Annotated in this window: 15 protein-coding genes; 5 read left to right on the forward strand and 10 right to left on the reverse strand. The window is 63.6% G+C overall.

Translation table 11 applies throughout. The annotated features are described in order from the left end of the window. The first annotated feature begins 110 nt into the window (after positions 1–110). Entirely contained in the window at positions 111–1007 is an 897-nt protein-coding gene (locus K4A76_RS17670) for a formate/nitrite transporter family protein (protein ID WP_009684638.1), read from the forward strand. Positions 1008–1009: 2 nt separating this feature from the next. On the opposite strand, the gene K4A76_RS17675 is transcribed toward K4A76_RS17670, so the two are convergent. After that, a complete protein-coding gene (locus tag K4A76_RS17675; protein ID WP_274410814.1) occupies positions 1010–2101 on the reverse strand; it encodes an MBL fold metallo-hydrolase in 1092 nt (363 codons plus the stop codon). A gap of 129 nt (positions 2102–2230) precedes the next feature. Between K4A76_RS17675 and K4A76_RS17680 the strand changes: the two genes are divergently transcribed. Beyond that, on the forward strand, positions 2231–3304 hold the full coding sequence (locus K4A76_RS17680) for a diguanylate cyclase (RefSeq protein ID WP_274412309.1): 1074 nt from the start codon (positions 2231–2233) through the stop codon (positions 3302–3304). Between the two features lie 51 nt (positions 3305–3355). Then, positions 3356–5920 (forward strand): bifunctional diguanylate cyclase/phosphodiesterase, encoded by a 2565-nt coding sequence (locus K4A76_RS17685; protein WP_274410815.1) that lies wholly within the window; start codon positions 3356–3358, stop codon positions 5918–5920. 70 nt (positions 5921–5990) lie between these two features. Here K4A76_RS17685 and K4A76_RS17690 read toward each other — a convergent pair whose 3' ends face one another. After that, positions 5991–6320 carry a DUF2025 family protein gene (locus tag K4A76_RS17690; protein WP_029885164.1) on the reverse strand — a complete coding sequence of 110 codons (330 nt, stop codon included), beginning with the start codon at positions 6318–6320 and terminating at the stop codon, positions 5991–5993. A 125-nt stretch (positions 6321–6445) separates the two neighbouring features. After that, the gene (locus K4A76_RS17695; protein ID WP_274410816.1) at positions 6446–7354 is read right to left on the reverse strand and encodes a LysR family transcriptional regulator; all 909 of its coding nucleotides are present in this window, start codon (positions 7352–7354) and stop codon (positions 6446–6448) included. Positions 7355–7466: 112 nt separating this feature from the next. Here K4A76_RS17695 and K4A76_RS17700 point away from each other — a divergent pair, with 112 nt between their 5' ends. Continuing rightward, positions 7467–8225 (forward strand): SDR family NAD(P)-dependent oxidoreductase, encoded by a 759-nt coding sequence (locus K4A76_RS17700; RefSeq protein WP_274410817.1) that lies wholly within the window; start codon positions 7467–7469, stop codon positions 8223–8225. Positions 8226–8247: 22 nt separating this feature from the next. Here K4A76_RS17700 and K4A76_RS17705 read toward each other — a convergent pair whose 3' ends face one another. The 7 genes from K4A76_RS17705 to K4A76_RS17730 all read right to left on the reverse strand — a co-directional run bounded on the left by K4A76_RS17705 (position 8248) and on the right by K4A76_RS17730 (position 13113). Then, a complete protein-coding gene (locus K4A76_RS17705; protein WP_029885161.1) occupies positions 8248–9105 on the reverse strand; it encodes an efflux RND transporter periplasmic adaptor subunit in 858 nt (285 codons plus the stop codon). Between the two features lie 12 nt (positions 9106–9117). Then, positions 9118–9324 carry a DUF1656 domain-containing protein gene (locus K4A76_RS17710; RefSeq protein ID WP_009684629.1) on the reverse strand — a complete coding sequence of 69 codons (207 nt, stop codon included), beginning with the start codon at positions 9322–9324 and terminating at the stop codon, positions 9118–9120. Then, a complete protein-coding gene (locus K4A76_RS17715; RefSeq protein ID WP_115294626.1) occupies positions 9311–11299 on the reverse strand; it encodes an FUSC family protein in 1989 nt (662 codons plus the stop codon). Before K4A76_RS17715 ends, K4A76_RS17710 begins: the two co-directional genes overlap by 14 nt. A gap of 244 nt (positions 11300–11543) precedes the next feature. Next, positions 11544–11660, reverse strand: coding sequence for a cytochrome c oxidase subunit CcoM (ccoM, locus tag K4A76_RS23790; RefSeq protein ID WP_003254862.1), 117 nt, complete (start codon positions 11658–11660; stop codon positions 11544–11546). 135 nt (positions 11661–11795) lie between these two features. Then, a complete protein-coding gene (locus K4A76_RS17720) occupies positions 11796–11957 on the reverse strand; it encodes a hypothetical protein (RefSeq protein ID WP_274410818.1) in 162 nt (53 codons plus the stop codon). Between the two features lie 67 nt (positions 11958–12024). Further along, positions 12025–12354 carry an aspartate-semialdehyde dehydrogenase gene (locus tag K4A76_RS17725; protein ID WP_274410819.1) on the reverse strand — a complete coding sequence of 110 codons (330 nt, stop codon included), beginning with the start codon at positions 12352–12354 and terminating at the stop codon, positions 12025–12027. 63 nt (positions 12355–12417) lie between these two features. Beyond that, a complete protein-coding gene (locus K4A76_RS17730) occupies positions 12418–13113 on the reverse strand; it encodes a M949_RS01915 family surface polysaccharide biosynthesis protein (RefSeq protein ID WP_009684624.1) in 696 nt (231 codons plus the stop codon). Between the two features lie 151 nt (positions 13114–13264). On the opposite strand from K4A76_RS17730, the gene rapA reads away from it, so the two are divergent. Next, positions 13265–16111 carry an RNA polymerase-associated protein RapA gene (gene rapA, locus K4A76_RS17735; RefSeq protein WP_054904086.1) on the forward strand — a complete coding sequence of 949 codons (2847 nt, stop codon included), beginning with the start codon at positions 13265–13267 and terminating at the stop codon, positions 16109–16111. Positions 16112–16267 lie beyond the last annotated feature (156 nt).

A 16267-nucleotide genomic window follows, 5' to 3' on the forward strand; every position in this document is an offset into this window, starting at 1 on the left:
AGAGTCAACACCTTGTTCCAAAAACTTTTCTCAGCCGTTTCGCCTGCCCCCCGGCAACTAATGAAATCGCCACGAATCTGTAGAGAACCCCACCACGGAGCGAAGCGGCCATGAGTGTCGAGCAAAGCGAGAAAACCCCAGGGCTTTCGGCAGATGAAGAGCAGGAAGTCAGCCACAACCAGCCGCCACGAGCGGCAGTGCTGCACGAGACCATTCGCTACCAGGGCGATCAGGAACTGGAACGGACCCTCGCCGCCTTGTGGTGGTCGGCTGTCGCCGCCGGTTTGTCGATGGGCTTGTCCCTGATGGCCATGGGACTGTTCTATGCCCGCCTGCCAGAAGGTGAAAGCGCCCAGGTAGTCGCCAGCATCGGCTACAGCGCCGGCTTCCTTGCCGTGATCCTGGCCCGCCAGCAACTGTTTACCGAGAACACCCTGACTGCGGTGCTGCCGGTCATGACCAGCCCTACCCTTGCCAACTTCGGCCGCCTTCTGCGGCTTTGGGGCGTAGTGCTGCTAGGCAACCTGGCGGGTACCCTGCTGGTGGCCTGGGTGATGCTCGAGCTGCCGATCTTCGACAGCAAGACCGACATGGCGTTTCTGGAGATCGGCCGCAAGGTCATGAGCAACGACATCAGCCAGATGTTCGCCAAGGGCATCGTCTCGGGCTGGATGATCGCCACCATGGTATGGATGATCCCCTCGATGGAGAACGCCAAGATCTGGATCATCCTGATGATCACCTACCTGATGGCCATTGGCGACTTCACCCATATAGTAGTGGGCTCGGTCGAGGTGTCCTACCTGGTGTGGGCCGGCGAAGAAACCTGGCGCAGCTTCTGGCTGGAGTTCGCCTTGCCGACACTGGCCGGCAACATCATCGGCGGTAGTTTCATTTTCGCGCTCATCAGCCACGCTCAGGTGCGCAGTGACAGTGGCAAGGCACCCTCGCGGCTGTTGGAGCACGAGCGGGCGCAACGCCAGCGTGGCAAAGACGACACCAAGTGACACTAGCGCGCCGCAACGCTTCGCTCATTCTTCAGGCTGCGCTGACGCACCGGGCGGGGCTGCCACCAGTTCTGCCCGGCATGCGGCGAGTCCAGGCTCACCCGCTCGCCCATCAGCGGCGTACTGAGCCGTACCTGGGCCTGGTTTGCCAATGCCAGGATGCGCTCGAAGGGTTCCTGCCAGCCGTGGGTGGATAAGTCGAACGTGCCATTATGGATCGGCAGCATCCAGCGCCCGCGTAAATCCAGGTGGGCCTGTAGGCTCTGCTCTGGCTGCATGTGCACATCAGGCCAAGCGAGATTGTAGGCGCCGGTCTCGACCAGGGTCAGGTCAAACGGCCCAAAGCGCTCGCCAATCAGCTTGAACCCGTTGAAATAGCCCGTATCGCCACTGAAGAACACCCGTACGCCTTGGTCGATGATCACCCACGACGCCCACAAAGTGCGATTGCTGTCCAACAGCCCACGCCCGGAAAAGTGCTGGGCCGGGGTAGCAATAAAACGCACACCCTGCACTTCGCTTTCCTGCCACCAGTCCAGCTGACGCACCTTCGCTGGCGCAACGCCCCAACTGATCAGCAGCTCACCCACGCCAAGCGGGGCCAGGAAAACCCCGGTTCGCGAGGCCAGCTGGCGGATTGCCTGCTCGTCGAGGTGATCGAAATGGTCGTGCGACAACACCACCGCCGCCAGTGGCGGCAGCTGGTCAAGCCCCAGCGGGGGCGCATGGAACCGCTGCGGGCCGGCCCACTGCACCGGTGAGGCGCGTTCGGCGAATACCGGGTCGGTAATGAAGAAGCGCCCTCGCAACTTCAGCAATACCGTGGAATGGCCCAGCCGCCACAAACTGCGGTCTGGCGCATCGAGCACCTGCTGGCGGGTCATCGGTTGCAGGCTGACCGGCGTGGTTGGCCGGGTATTCGGCGGTTTGCGCAGGAACAGGTACTTCAGACCGATGCGCAGCTTCTTCAGCACGCCATCTTTCGGTAGCTGCGCCTGATTGTGAAAACGCCCATCACGCTGGGGCGCCGGGTCACCGGCAGCATTGGCCAAAGGAACCATCAGCAACACTCCTAGCAACAGGAAAGTCCGCATGTTACCCCACAGTGATCGCATCAACCGTGAATTGGCTTGTAAGGTCATTTTTCAGTGGGGCGACACTGTTCGACAATATTCATGCGATTTATGCGATAAACGGTACCCCGGCAGAAGAACATGACCATGATGCAAAACCGCAGCGGCAAAGGCCTTTCGTTCGTCAAGCGCATCTACCCGCCACGTGTGGTGGGCATGGGCATCGGCCTGTTCAGCGTCATGGCTGGCGTCGCCCCGCAATCCCCGCCCACCTGGGTGTGGGGCCTGATGCTGTTCAATGGCCTGTTGTGGCCCCACGTCGCCTACTTGTGGGCGAGCCGGTCGGCAACCCCGTACCGGGCCGAGCAACGCAACCTGTTGCTGGACTCGCTGCTGGGCGGTTTCTGGGCCGCCGCCATGCACTTCAACCCGCTGCCGACCGTGACCGTGCTGTCGATGATGACCATGAACAACGTGGCCGCCGGGGGCCGGCAATTGGTGCTCAAAGGGGCTGTTGCGCAACTGGCCGGGATTCTGGTCGGCACCCTGCTGCTCGCCCCAGGCCTGCAATTGAATGCCACTGCACTGCAGATATACGCCTGCCTGCCCATGCTGACGCTGTACCCCCTGGCCCTGGGCTGGGTGTGCTACCGGCTGGCAATCCAGCTGGGCGACCATAAACGCCGGCTCAGCGCCCTGAGCCTCACGGATAGCCTCACCGGGTTGCTCAACCACGGCGCCTGGAAAGACCTGTTGCTCGTTAAATACCAAAAATGCAAACAGCAAAAGGCACACGCGGTGATCGCCTTGATCGACATCGATCATTTCAAGACCATCAACGACACCTTTGGCCACGTGGTTGGCGACTGCGTACTGCGCCAGCTCAGCGCCGAGCTGCGCCGCAACCTGCGCGAGTGCGACCAGGCCGGGCGCTACGGTGGCGACGAATTCTGCGTGATCCTGCCGGGTACCAGCGAAGCTCAGGCCTGCCAGATCATGGAACGCCTGCGTGAGCAGGTTTCCGGGTATCGCAACGCGCAGCTCCCTCACCTGCGCATCAGCCTGAGTATTGGCCTGTCGCCTTTCAATGCCAGCCTGGAGTCACCGGAACATTGGCTGCAAGAGGCAGACAAGGCACTATACACTGCCAAGCACGCTGGCCGCGACCGGGTGAATTTTGCCGGTGGCGCAGCTACCGCACTGAAGCTGGCCTATCCTGATTGAACCTGCTGCCTCACTGCCTGGCAGGAGGTTTCCTGAAGGAGCCGCTCGCGCATGGCCAGGACTGCCAACCTCCCACCCGCCAGCCCTACCCCACGTTTCCAAGTGCGTAACCTGATCGCCGGCTTCAGCACCGTTTACGGTCTGGCTTGCCTGGTCATTCTCGGCGCGCTGTTCAACATCGCCGCAACCCTCGACCAGCAAGAGCGCGAACGCAGCGCCTTCCATGCCAATCAGGCGCTGGAGCAACGGTTACTGGCGTCGCGCCAATTCCTGTCCAGTTATGCCGTATGGGAAGACGCCCTGCAGCACTTGTCTGGCGAAGCCGACTGGCAGTGGGCCTATGATGAAAAGAACATAGGTGAATCGCTGTACAGCGCCAGCGGCTACGAAGGCGTGTTCGTCGTGGAAAACGGCCGCACCACCTATGCCCTGTTCAAAGGCCAGCCCAGCCCCGCAGGCGTAGGTACGTACATAGATGCCCCTATCCAGCCGATCATCGACCAGGCCCGAGCGGCGGCCATTACCCGCGAGCAGATCACCCGCTTTGTGCTGTTCAATGGCTGGCCGGCCGTGCTCACCGCCGCGGCCATACGGCCAGATCGCGATGTCACTGAAGGCGAAGTGAGACAGGCGCCGGTCTTGCTGTTCGTCGACCAGCTGACCGAGGCCAAACTGGCGCAGCTGGGTAAGCGTGCAGGCCTGGCCGGCATGCGCGTTGAGAAGGAAGACGCACAAGCCCACCACCACCTGCGCATCAACCTGGGCGACACCGGCTACCATCTGTCGTGGAACAGCGTGTTGCCTGGGCGCCAGCTGCTAGGGGCGGTATTGCCTGCCCTGCTCAGCGCCCTGCTGATCCTTGGGCTGGTCATGCTCTACCTGTGCCGCCATGCGTGGCGCAGCTCCCGGGCCATCGGCTTGACGCTTGCCCACCTGCAGCATAGCAACCTGGCGCTGGAGGCCAGCGAGCAACGTTTTCGCGCGGTGGCCGAGTCGGCATCGGACTGGATCTGGGAGACCGATCGGCACCACCGCCTGACCTACTTGTCGCAACGCTTTGCCAGCGTGACGGGCTACCCGGTCGAAGACTGGCTCGGCCAACCGCTCAACCAGTTGCTGGCCTGCGACACCACGCCCTTGTCGCCCTGGCTGGATGCCTTGGCCACCGCTGACCCACAGCAGTTGGCCAACCTGCGCTGCACCTACCGCGACCAGAATGGCCAGAACCGCTATTGTCGGATTTCCGCCCGCGCCATCTGGCACCAGGACACGGTCGTGGGTTTGCGCGGCACTGCCAGCGATATCACCGACGAAGTCGACGCCCATGCGCGTATTCAGCACCTGTCCTTGCACGACCCACTGACCGGCCTGGCCAACCGCAACAAACTGGCCCGGCACCTGGAACAGGCCCTGCTGCGCGGCACAGACTCACCGCCGTTGACCCTGTTGCTGCTTGACCTGGACAACTTCAAGCCGATCAACGACTCACTCGGCTATGCGGCTGGCGATGCGGTACTGCAGGAAGTGGCAGCCCGCCTGCGCGACACCACCCGCGACGGTGACCTGGTGGCGCGGTTGGGCGGGGACGAGTTCATCGTGGTACTTGGCGGCATGGACAACCGCCAGGAGATCGACCGTTTCTGCGCGCGCCTGATCGGCCTGCTGCAACAACCGATCATGTTCGACAGCCAACCCCTGCACATTGGCGCCAGCATCGGCATCGCCCAGACCCGCACCCAGGGCTTCGATGCCGGCGAGCTGATTCGCTGTGCCGACATCGCCCTGTACCAGGCCAAGGCAGACGGCAAGAACACCTGGCGCTACTTCGCCAGCGAAATGAACCAGCAGATCCAGTACCGGCGGCAACTGGAGAACGACCTGCGCCGCGCCCTGCGCAACCAGGAGTTCGAGTTGCACTATCAGCCGCGCTACCGCCTCAGCGACCTGCGCGTGGTCGCGGTCGAGGCGCTGATACGCTGGCAGCACCCCCAGGAAGGGCTGCTGGGGCCGGATACCTTCATCCCGCTGGCCGAACAGAGCGATATCATTGTCGCGCTGGGCCGCTGGGTGCTGCACGAGGCCTGCCGCACCGCCCTTGACTGGCCTGCAGAAATCCTGGTGTCGGTCAACCTGTCACCGGCGCAGTTCCTGCGCAGCGATGTGGTGCAAGACGTGCGGGAAATCCTGCTGGGCACGGCATTCCCGGCGCAACGCCTGGAACTGGAGATCACCGAGAATGTGATGCTCAACGACATCGAAGGCGCGCTGGGGACCATGCTGTCGCTCAAAGAACTGGGCGTGCGCCTGAACATGGACGACTTCGGTACCGGCTATTCATCGCTGGGTTACCTGCGAACGTATCCTTTCGACAGCCTCAAGATCGACAAGCGCTTCATCAGTGGCCTGAGCACCAACGGCGGCAGCGACCGTGCGGTGGTCCAGGCCATCATCAACCTGGGCAAGGCAATGGGGCTGACCGTGACGGCCGAGGGCGTGGAAACCGAACAGCAACTAGCCATGCTGCAAAAGGACCGCTGCCATGAAGTACAGGGCTATTACCTGAGCCGGCCACTGGATACCGCGGCCATGCGGGCGTTGTTGCAGCGCCCCCGGTAGGCGCGGGTCGAGCCGCCCCTGCACGGTTGCGCGGCAACGCCTCGATCAACCCAACGGGCGCGAGCGGGCCTCAGCCAGTAGGCTGCACACGCCGCTCGGCGATGATTTCCGGCAAGTCGCCGCGGCGCAGGTAGATGCGCAGCGGCTCTGCGATGTTCAAGCGGTCATCCACGTGCTGGTCCAGCAACAGTGCCAGGCGCTCCCGGCACAGGGCCATGCGCTGCCCCTGCTCGGGGCGCCAGACAAACTCGCTGCAGGGGGTGATGCTGGCGTCAGCGACATCCATACCGAACGCGTCTTCGGAAAAACGCACGATATGAACGCCGCGCTTGTCATGAAAGCCGACGAAGCCTTTGAGCTGGTCAGCTGCGTTGCAGATGTCCTGGGAAGTAATGGCCATGGCGTAACCTCGTGATGAAATCGGAAGATACGCACGCTGGGCAGCACAGGGTCGCCTCTGCCGGGCACCTCGCCAGTCCAAGCCTAATGCAAGCAGCCGTGCGTGCGCCATGACTCGGCTCAACTTCACGCCGTAGCATCGACCTCGCTGCGAAGCACCTCTGCCAGCCACTGCATGAACGCTTGCACCCGGCGGGGTACATGCCTTTGCCGCGCATACAGCAGTGACACGGGCATGGCCGGCGCCTGCCAGGCCGGCAGCAGTGCGACCAGTTCGCCGCGCTGCAGGTGTTCGGCCACCCCCACCGCCGGTACCTGTATCAGCCCCAGCCCGGCCAGGCAGGCTGCCGAGTAGGCTTCGGCATTATTGACCGTTACCGCCCCAGCCATGGGCTGGTACTGCACCTGCCCACCCTGCACGTATTCGAAGCCGGCACAGCGCCCCCCCAGGTTGCGCACGTAGTGCACCAATTGATGCCCTGCCAGGTCCTGCAGGGTACGGGGCACCCCATGGCGCGCCAAGTAAGCCGGGCTGGCACAGTTGCGCATGCTCAATTGCCCGACCGGCCTGGCCACGACATCCAGGTCATGCAAGGCGCCGATGCGCATCACGCAGTCGAAGCCCTCACGCAGCAAATCGACCTGCCGATCGGTGCAACTGAGCTCTACCTGCAAACGTGGAAAACGCTGCAGGAACCGGGGTAACGCGGGAATGATGACCCGCCGCGCCATCATCGTCGGCAGGTCGACACGCAGGCGCCCGGCCAGTTCGGCATCATCGGCGCTGAACAGGCTCTCGATCTCGTCCATACCTGACAGCAGGTCCTTGCTGCGTGTGTACAGCAAGGCACCATCCTGCGTGGCCCGCACCCGGCGGGTGGTGCGGTTGAACAGTTGCGTGCCCAGCAGGCGCTCCAGCGCCCTGACCTGTTCCGACACCGTCGAACGTGGCAAGCCCAGGCTCTCGGCGGCCAGGGTAAAGCTGTTCACTTCACTGACCCGCACAAAGGTCCGCAGCAACTCCAACTTGTTCACGCCCACCCTCGACTATCCGGTTGAGGCGAACAGTATTTCCATTTTTGCAGGATTTAACACCCGCCAGCCGACCAATAACCTGTGAGCACCCACCCATCACGAGGTTCTTACCATGACCCGCAAGATTGCCCTGATCACCGGCGCAAGCCGCGGCCTTGGCCGTAATACCGCCGAGCATCTGGCCGCCCGTGGCATCGACATCATTGGCACCTACAACAGCAAGGCCCAAGAAGCACAGGCCGTGGCGGCCACGCTGGAGCAGGCAGGTGTGAAGGCGACCATGCTGCAACTGGATGTGGGTGACGCCAGCAGCTTTGCCGGCTTTACCGAGCGGCTGGCGGCTGCCTTGCAGCAGCACCACGGTCGCCAGCGTTTCGACTTTCTGGTGAACAATGCCGGCATCGGGTTGAACGTGCCGTATACCGAAACCAGCGAGGCGCAGTTCGACCAACTGCTGAACATTCAGCTCAAAGGCCCGTTCTTCCTCACCCAGCGCCTGTTGCCACTGCTGGTCGATAACGGCCGGATCATCAACATTTCGACCGGGCTGGCACGGTTTGCCCTACCAGGGTACGCCGCCTATGCCGCCATGAAAGGCGCGATGGAAGTGCTGACCCGCTACCAGGCCAAGGAACTGGGCGCCCGCGGCATTCGCGTGAACATCCTGGCGCCGGGGGCCATCGAGACCGATTTTGGCGGGGGCGTAGTGCGGGACAACCCGCAGGTGAATGACTACATTGCTGGCAACACCGCGCTGGGACGGGCGGGTTTGCCGGATGACATCGGCGCGGCGATCGCCTTGTTGCTGGAAGACGGTAATGGCTGGATCACCGGGCAGCGCCTGGAGGTTTCGGGCGGCATGTTCCTGTAGTGGCGGGTGCCCGGGCCCCGGCTCACGGCTCATGTACTTGCACACTCGCAGTCATCCCCGCACTCAGGGTCACGCCGTCGGGCACCTGGTCCAGGCGGATTCTCACCGGTATCCGCTGGGCCAGGCGCACCCAATTGAAGGTCGGCTCAACCTCCGGCAGCAGCTGGCTGTCCGGGTTGCTGTTGCTGTCGGTGATGCCGCGGCTGATGCTTTCTACATGCCCCTGCATGGGTTCACCCGCGCCCATCAGCCAGACCTTTACCGGGTCACCCACGCGAATGCGCGGCAGCTTGGTTTCCTCGAAGTAGGCCTGGATATAGAACGTCGAATCGTCCACCAAGGCCATCACCGACTGGCCGGTGTTCACGTAGTTGCCTTCGGCCAGGCGCAGGTTGGTGATGTGCCCGCTGCGCGGCGCACGCACTTCACTGCGCGCCAGGTTGATCTTCGCCACCTGCAACTGCGCCTGGGCTTCCTGCAACTCGCCACGGGCGATGGCAGCATTGATCTGCGCGTTCTCCCGCAGCTCGGCACTGATCGCCTCGGGCCCCAGGGCGGTACGCCGGGCTGCTTCACTCTCGCGCAGGCGCAGCTGCTGGGCGCGGGTTTGCGTCACCGCACTGGCCTGGTCGAACGCGGCCTGAAAACGCTCGCGGTCGATGCTCATCAACAGCTCTCCCGCCTTGACCTGCTGGTTGTCATGCACCTTGAGCTGGCGCACCCAGCCGGAAACGTCAGGTGCAATCACCACCACATCGGCGCGCACACGGGCATCCCGGGTCCAGGGGGTAAGCATGTAGTACTGCCACAGTTGGTAACCGGCCAACACGGCCAGGGCCACCACACACAGGGTTACAAGAGTACGTACGGCCGCACGCATCGAAACACTCCTTTAAAAAGCTCCCAGCAGGCGTACCACCAGGAACAGCACACAAACGAAAACCGCCGCATCGAACAGCGCTTCATGCCAGATCCAGCGCGCCAACGGTGTGGCCTGCACCAGCAGGCGCAGCAGGCCGGTAAGCACCAGCGCCAGCAACACATAAAGCAGAAACGGGCTGAGCAGCACGCCCCCCACTTCCCATTCACGCAACCCCATGGGCTTCCTCCTGCCAGCGGCACCACTTGCCCCAGCTTTTCTGCAATTGCAGCACCGCGCCCTCGGCCAACCGCAGCGGGTCGCTCGCAGGCTGGCGGTGCAACGCAGCAATGAACCGTTCGCTGGCACTGTCCAGCTGTTGCCCGCGCCCGGCGGCAGGTCCTTTGGCCAGTACCGCCTCCACTTGCTGCAGGTACTCCCGCTCGGCACCGCCCAGTGGCGCCTGCGCGACCGCCAGGCACATGCGCAGGTGCACCAGTTCATCACCGATATCCAGCCCGTGCAGGCCATCGTCCCAGCGCTTGCGCTCACCCTCGGGCAACTCGCTGGCATGCCGCGCCAACTGCATCAGGCGGTCGGCCATGCGCCCGCCGAACCAGGTGTCGGCCCCGCGCAGGTCACGCCGGGTCAGGCGCACCAGGTCACTCTGGGTTGCAGCACGCAGGCGCCGCCCAAGCCAGGCCGGGTGACGGAACACCAACAAGCGAAACGCCATGACCGCTGCCGACACCCCTACCAGCATGGCCAAGGCACTGTTGAGCATGGTAGCCACGCTGAACTGCATGGCATTCACCGGCGACACCAGTACGATGAAGTGCAGGCAATAAGAGGTGGCAGTGGCGCCGGTACGCGGGTGGGCCATGCCCAGCGCGCCGAACAACAGCGGGACCCCCATGCCCAGGCAAAGCAGCGCGAAGCTGCTCCATTGCGGCAGCAGAATCTGCCCGACCAGGAACGCTGCCGGTATGGCCAGGCAGATCCCGCGCAGGAAACTCAAGCCAATCTGCGCGCCATTCTCGCGGCTGGCGAACAGGCTGCAGACCACACAGGTCAGCACCAGGCCGCCAGGCGCCGAGGGCCAGGCGGTGGCCAGCCAGAAAGCGCTCATCACCAGAAACGCCAGTGCGCTACGCGAACCGAACAGCAAGGCCAGCGACCAATCGCGGTGCACGGCCAGGCCTTGGCCGACATCCTTCGGCGCCGTGCCCGTTTCCACAGCCTCCAGCGCCTGGCCGGCGGCCATTGCGTAATCCAGCAGCAGGGCCATGCGCGCCAGGCAGTAATGCTCAACCGAACTTATATGCTCATCGTGCGCGGCATCCCAGACGCGCTGGCGCAGCAACAACAGGCTGGGCTGGTCGGGCTTGTCCAGCAGCGCCCGAACTTCAGACAACCAGGGGGCCAGGTGTTCCGCCTGCTGCTCATCCAGTTGCCGCCACTGCCGGCGCACCGACCGGGAAATACGCAATAGCACCATCAGCTTCTGGCTTAGCCCCCGAATGGCACGGGCACGCTGACGCCCGCGGTTGCCTTCGAACCAGGCATGCTCGCGCTGGCTGTCGATGGCAACGATGCGCCCCAGGCTCTCCAGCAAGCCCCTGCGTGCATCGTCCTCGCCACCCAGCATCGCACTGGCGGCCTGCAGGCCGTTCTGCCAGGCCTGACGCGCCTGGCCGCCAAGCTGCTGCTCGACCCGCATCGGCCAGAGCAAGGCACTGCTGGCCGTGGCGCAGAAAATACCCAGGCTGATCTCGGTGCAGCGGGCCACCGCCTGGTCGAACACCTGCAGCGGGTGGTCGATGGCCGGCAAGGTGATGATCGCTGCCGTGTAGCCGGCCAGCACGAAGGCATAGGCCCAGGCACTGCGCAACTGGGTAGAGGCGGCGGTGCACAAGGCCAGCCACAAGGCCAGGGCAATCAGAAACAGCCCCGGGGTCTGGGCGAACAGACCCAGCAGCACCACCGCCATGACCGTACCGACAAAGGTCCCGGCCAACCGCGCCAGGCCTTTCTGCACCACCATGCCAGACAGCGGCTGGGCAACGATAAACGCCGTCATCAATGCCCAGGACGGCTGCTCCAGGCCCCATCGCATTGCCAGCCACAACGCCAGGCCACCACCGAGCAGGGTTTTGATGGCGAACTTGATGGCGAGGGGGGTGGGGGCGAACAGGGCCTGAAGCGTGATGGGCACTGGGCGAACCTTGCGGGGAGGGTAGTAGTGAAAAGATAGACAATGGCGCAGAGAATAAAGTGAAAATGAATAATTAGCTAGCTACTCATCTTCATTGCAATCCAACTGCTGCGTCAGCGCACGCCACGCTGCGCGATAGCTGGCTTGAGCCCTGCGGCCCAGCAGGCAACACGCAAATGCCAGGCAAAAAAAATGGGCGACCGAAGTCGCCCTAAATGCCTTGCGTGCTCGTGTACCCGGAAGGTCAGCGCGGCTTGCGCTTGTTCGAGTCCTTCCAGATGAAAATGCCCAGACCGGCAAAGAAAGCAACCATCAGCCCGACCGTTACCACACCGGCGATAACCACATTGTCGAAGAACATGCTGGCCTCCCCATTCGTTTGCCGTTGTCCGATGGGAGAACGTTAACCAATGTCGGGCGAGGGAAAATTGATCAGGGTCAATGGTGCCCGGGCCCGGGCACACGAGGCAGGTGCAGGGTTGACCTGCGTCAAGTTTCAGCGCTTCTTCGGCTTGCCCTTGGGCTTATTTTTCTTGCCAGTGTTCAATGGCAGAGCCTGCTCGAATGCATTGCGCATCTCGTTCAGGCGCTTTTCCTTGAGGTCATGCACGCGCTTGGCGCGTTCAGCATCGAAATCGATAAGGTTGTCTTGGCTCATGGGTGGGCTCGACGATCAACGGAGACTTGCATGATGAAGCCCGACGCAGGCGCTGACCAGCCCCGTGTCAGACTTCGATGTCCACCAGCAGCCCTTGTCGGTTGGGCTCGTCCATCATGGGCACGACCGGGACAGTATTGTCGGCGTTGACCTCGTCGCCAGGCTCAGGGTTATAGCGCCCCGCCCCACGCTGCTGGCGCCGTTGCTGCTGGCGGCGCTGCTCATCACGCAACAGCAGTGCCTGCTCCTGCGGATCGCGCTGCTGCTTGAGGTCGATGGCAGTTTCGCCGGACGCAGGCTGCGCCGGTACCACCGGCTTGATGTCGGGGGTAGGTTTGACCGGGTCCTGTTGCGAGGTCACCGGGGCGGCACTGAGCGGTATGATCGGCGGCAACATGGGCGTTCTCCTATGCCCGCTGTATCGGCAGGCGCGGCATTACCTTGATCTCAGGCCCAGCCTTTACTCCACATCATCGTCAGGCTCGTCGTCACTGGGCGGGCTGGCTTCGCTCCAGGGGCGCTTGTAGACCTGCTGCCAGACCGCATCCATATGGTCACGCAACACTTGCGGGGCGTTCTTGAGCGAAGCGCTGTCGGTGCGCTCGCCCCCCACCGGGTCCTCGCCTGCGGGGCTGATCAGCGACTGCCCGGTAATGGTGTAGCTGGCCTGCCCTTCACGCATTTCGATGGCGATGTCGTGGGGGTCGATACCCCCGCCGCAAAAGGCATGACTGGCAACTGTCACTTCGGCCACGCCATCTTTGTTAAGGTCGCTGACGTCACTGACATCCGTATAGAAGTCGACATCCAGGTCCAGGCCGGGGCACGTGGTTTCCTGCTCGATCTGCCAGCGGGCCTTGAACGCATCGCTTTGCGCCGTGCGCCCGTACAAGGTGGCCTTGAGCACCACCTTGTCGACCTCCTGCTCGCTTTCCGGGTCGCTGGCCTGGCCATCGCTGCGGCTCAATACCAGCAGCCCTTCGCCATCGCGGTCGCGAAAATGCACGCTCTTGATCGGCGCCTGCACGCCCAGCACTTCAAGCTGATCGGTGGGAATGGGGGCCAAAGGCTCGAAGGTTTTCTGCTCGCAGGCACTGAGCAGCAACAGGCTGCCCACGGCCATGGAAGCGCTGATCCAGCTGTGCTTGGCAGACATGTTGGTGCGTGGCCCTCGTCGGCGGTGCGGTACAGAGCGGTGAAACGGCTAGACTGATGGCTTTCGGCACCATTAGGTGCGCTCGGCACTTTGGTCTCACCGGCCGATCCGTTAACATAATCGGCTTTTTCATCGCGGGAGTTCAGGCAGTATGGCGCAGCAGTATCAACCGGGGCAACGCTGGATCAGCGACAGCGAAGCAGAGCTCGGCCTGGGTACCATCCTGGCGCAGGATGGCCGCCTGTTGACCGTGCTCTACCCGGCCACTGGCGACACGCGCCAGTATTCCCTGCGCAATGCGCCGCTGACTCGCGTGCGCTTCGCGCCAGGTGACCAGATCACCCACTTCGAAGGCTGGAAGCTGACCGTACGCGAGGTCGAGGACATCGACGGGCTGATGGTCTACCACGGCCTCGACGGGCAGAACCAGCCGCGCACCTTGCCGGAAACCCAGCTGTCGAACTTCATTCAGTTCCGCCTGGCCAGCGACCGCCTGTTCGCCGGGCAGATCGACCCTTTGGCGTGGTTCAGCCTGCGCTACAACACACTGCAGCACACCAGCAAGCAGATGCAGTCGGCGCTGTGGGGGCTGGGCGGTTGCCGCGCTCAGCCAATCGCTCACCAGTTGCACATTGCCCGCGAAGTCGCCGACCGCAGCGCGCCGCGGGTACTGCTGGCCGACGAAGTGGGCCTGGGCAAGACCATCGAGGCTGGCCTGGTCATTCACCGTCAGTTGCTGACGGGCCGGGCCAGCCGAGTACTGATCCTGGTGCCGGAGAACCTTCAGCACCAGTGGCTGGTAGAAATGCGCCGGCGCTTCAACTTGCAGGTGGCCCTGTTCGACGCCGAACGCTTCATCGAAAGCGACGCCAGCAACCCGTTCGATGACGCCCAGTTGGCACTGGTGGCCCTGGAGTGGCTGGTAGAGGACGAGAAGGCCCAGGATGCGCTGTTTGCCGCCGGCTGGGACCTGATGGTTGTCGATGAGGCTCACCACCTGGTCTGGCACGAGGACCAGGTCAGCGCCGAATACGCCCTGGTCGAGCAACTGGCCCAGGTGATTCCTGGCGTACTGCTGCTTACCGCTACCCCTGAACAGCTTGGCCAGGACAGCCACTTCGCTCGCCTGCGCCTGCTCGACCCCAACCGTTTCCACGACCTGGCCGCCTTCCGCGCCGAAAGCGATCACTACCGCCCGGTCGCCGAAGCGGTGCAAGAGCTGCTCGACGAAGGCCGCCTGTCGCCGAAGGCACACGCCACCATCCAGGGCTTCCTGGGGGCTGAGGGCGAAGCGCTGCTGGCCGCGGTCAGCGATGGCGATACCCAGGCCAGCGCGCGGCTGATCCGTGAGCTGCTCGACCGCCACGGCACCGGCCGAGTGCTGTTCCGTAACACCCGCGCGGCGGTCCAAGGCTTCCCGGAGCGCCAACTGCACCCTTACCCGGTGGCCATGCCCGAGCAATACCGCGAGCTGCCGCCAGGCGAGAAAGCCGAGCTGTACCCGGAGGTCGCCTTCCAGGCACAGGGTGACAGCACCGACGACGAGCGCTGGTGGCGTTTCGACCCAAGGGTCGACTGGTTGATCGACACCCTGAAAATGCTCAAGCGCACCAAGGTGCTGGTCATCTGTGCCCACGCCGAAACCGCCATGGACCTGGAAGACGCCCTGCGCGTGCGCTCCGGCATTCCGGCCTCGGTGTTCCATGAGGGCATGAGCATTCTGGAGCGCGACCGGGCAGCCGCCTACTTTGCCGATGAAGAGTTCGGCGCCCAGGTGCTGATCTGCTCCGAGATCGGCAGCGAAGGCCGCAACTTCCAGTTTTCGCACCACCTGGTGATGTTCGACCTGCCGGCCCACCCGGACCTGCTGGAACAACGTATCGGCCGTCTGGACCGTATCGGCCAGAAGCACACCATCCAGTTGCATGTTCCCTACCTGCAGGGCAGCCCGCAGGAACGCCTGTTCCAGTGGTACCACGAAGCGCTCAACGCGTTCCTCAACACCTGCCCGACCGGCAACGCCCTGCAGCACCAGTTCGGCCCACGCCTGCTGCCGCTGCTCGAAGGCGGCGACAGCAAGGCCTGGGACAGCCTGGTCGCCGACGCCCGTCACGAACGCGAGCGCCTGGAAGCCGAACTGCACACCGGCCGCGATCGCTTGCTGGAGCTGAACTCGGGCGGCGCGGGTGAAGGCGAGGCGCTGGTTGAAGCCATCCTCGAGCAGGACGACCAGTTCGCCCTGCCGATCTACATGGAAACGCTGTTCGACGCCTTTGGCATCGACAGCGAAGACCACTCCGAGAACGCCCTCATCCTCAAGCCGAGCGAAAAAATGCTCGACGCCAGCTTCCCGCTGGGCGACGACGAAGGTGTGACCATTACCTACGACCGCGCCCAGGCGCTGTCGCGCGAAGACATGCAGTTCCTGACCTGGGAACACCCGATGGTGCAAGGCGGCATGGACCTGGTGCTGTCCGGCTCCATGGGCAATACGGCCGTCGCCCTGATCAAGAACAAGGCGCTCAAGCCCGGTACCGTGCTGCTCGAGCTGCTGTTCGTCAGCGAGGTGGTGGCACCGCGAAGCCTGCAACTGGGGCGTTACCTGCCCCCTGCGGCACTGCGCTGCCTGCTCGATGCCAACGGCAACGACCTGGCCTCGCGCGTGGCCTTCGAAACGCTCAACGACCAGCTTGAAAGCGTGCCACGGGCCAGCGCCAACAAGTTTGTCCAGGCGCAGCGTGACGTGTTGGCCAAGCGCATCAGCGGTGGCGAAGAGAAGATCCTGCCGACCCACGTCGAGCGTGTGGCCGAAGCCCAACGCCGCCTGGCAGCGGAGGCCGACGAAGAACTGGCGCGCCTGCTCGCCTTGCAAGCGGTGAACCCAAGCGTGCGTGACAGCGAAATCGACGCCCTGCGCAAGCAGCGCGAAGAGGGCCTGGCAATGCTGGAAAAAGCTGCCCTGCGCCTGGAAGCCATTCGTGTACTAGTCGCCGGCTGACGCCATACCAGCACCCCTCCCCCTGGGCAGCGCAGGTGCCCGCGAAAACCGGCGTAGCCGGGGCCTGGCATCGTGCCAGGCACATCGCGGGCACGCTGCCCTTGGGCGGGTGCCATATTTCCGACAGCGATTAGGTTGATAACCAAATCGTAGAAA

The sequence above is a fragment of the Pseudomonas sp. NEEL19 genome (genome assembly GCF_028751975.1).
In the GTDB taxonomy this organism is placed as follows: Bacteria; Pseudomonadota; Gammaproteobacteria; order Pseudomonadales; family Pseudomonadaceae; genus Aquipseudomonas; species Aquipseudomonas juntendi.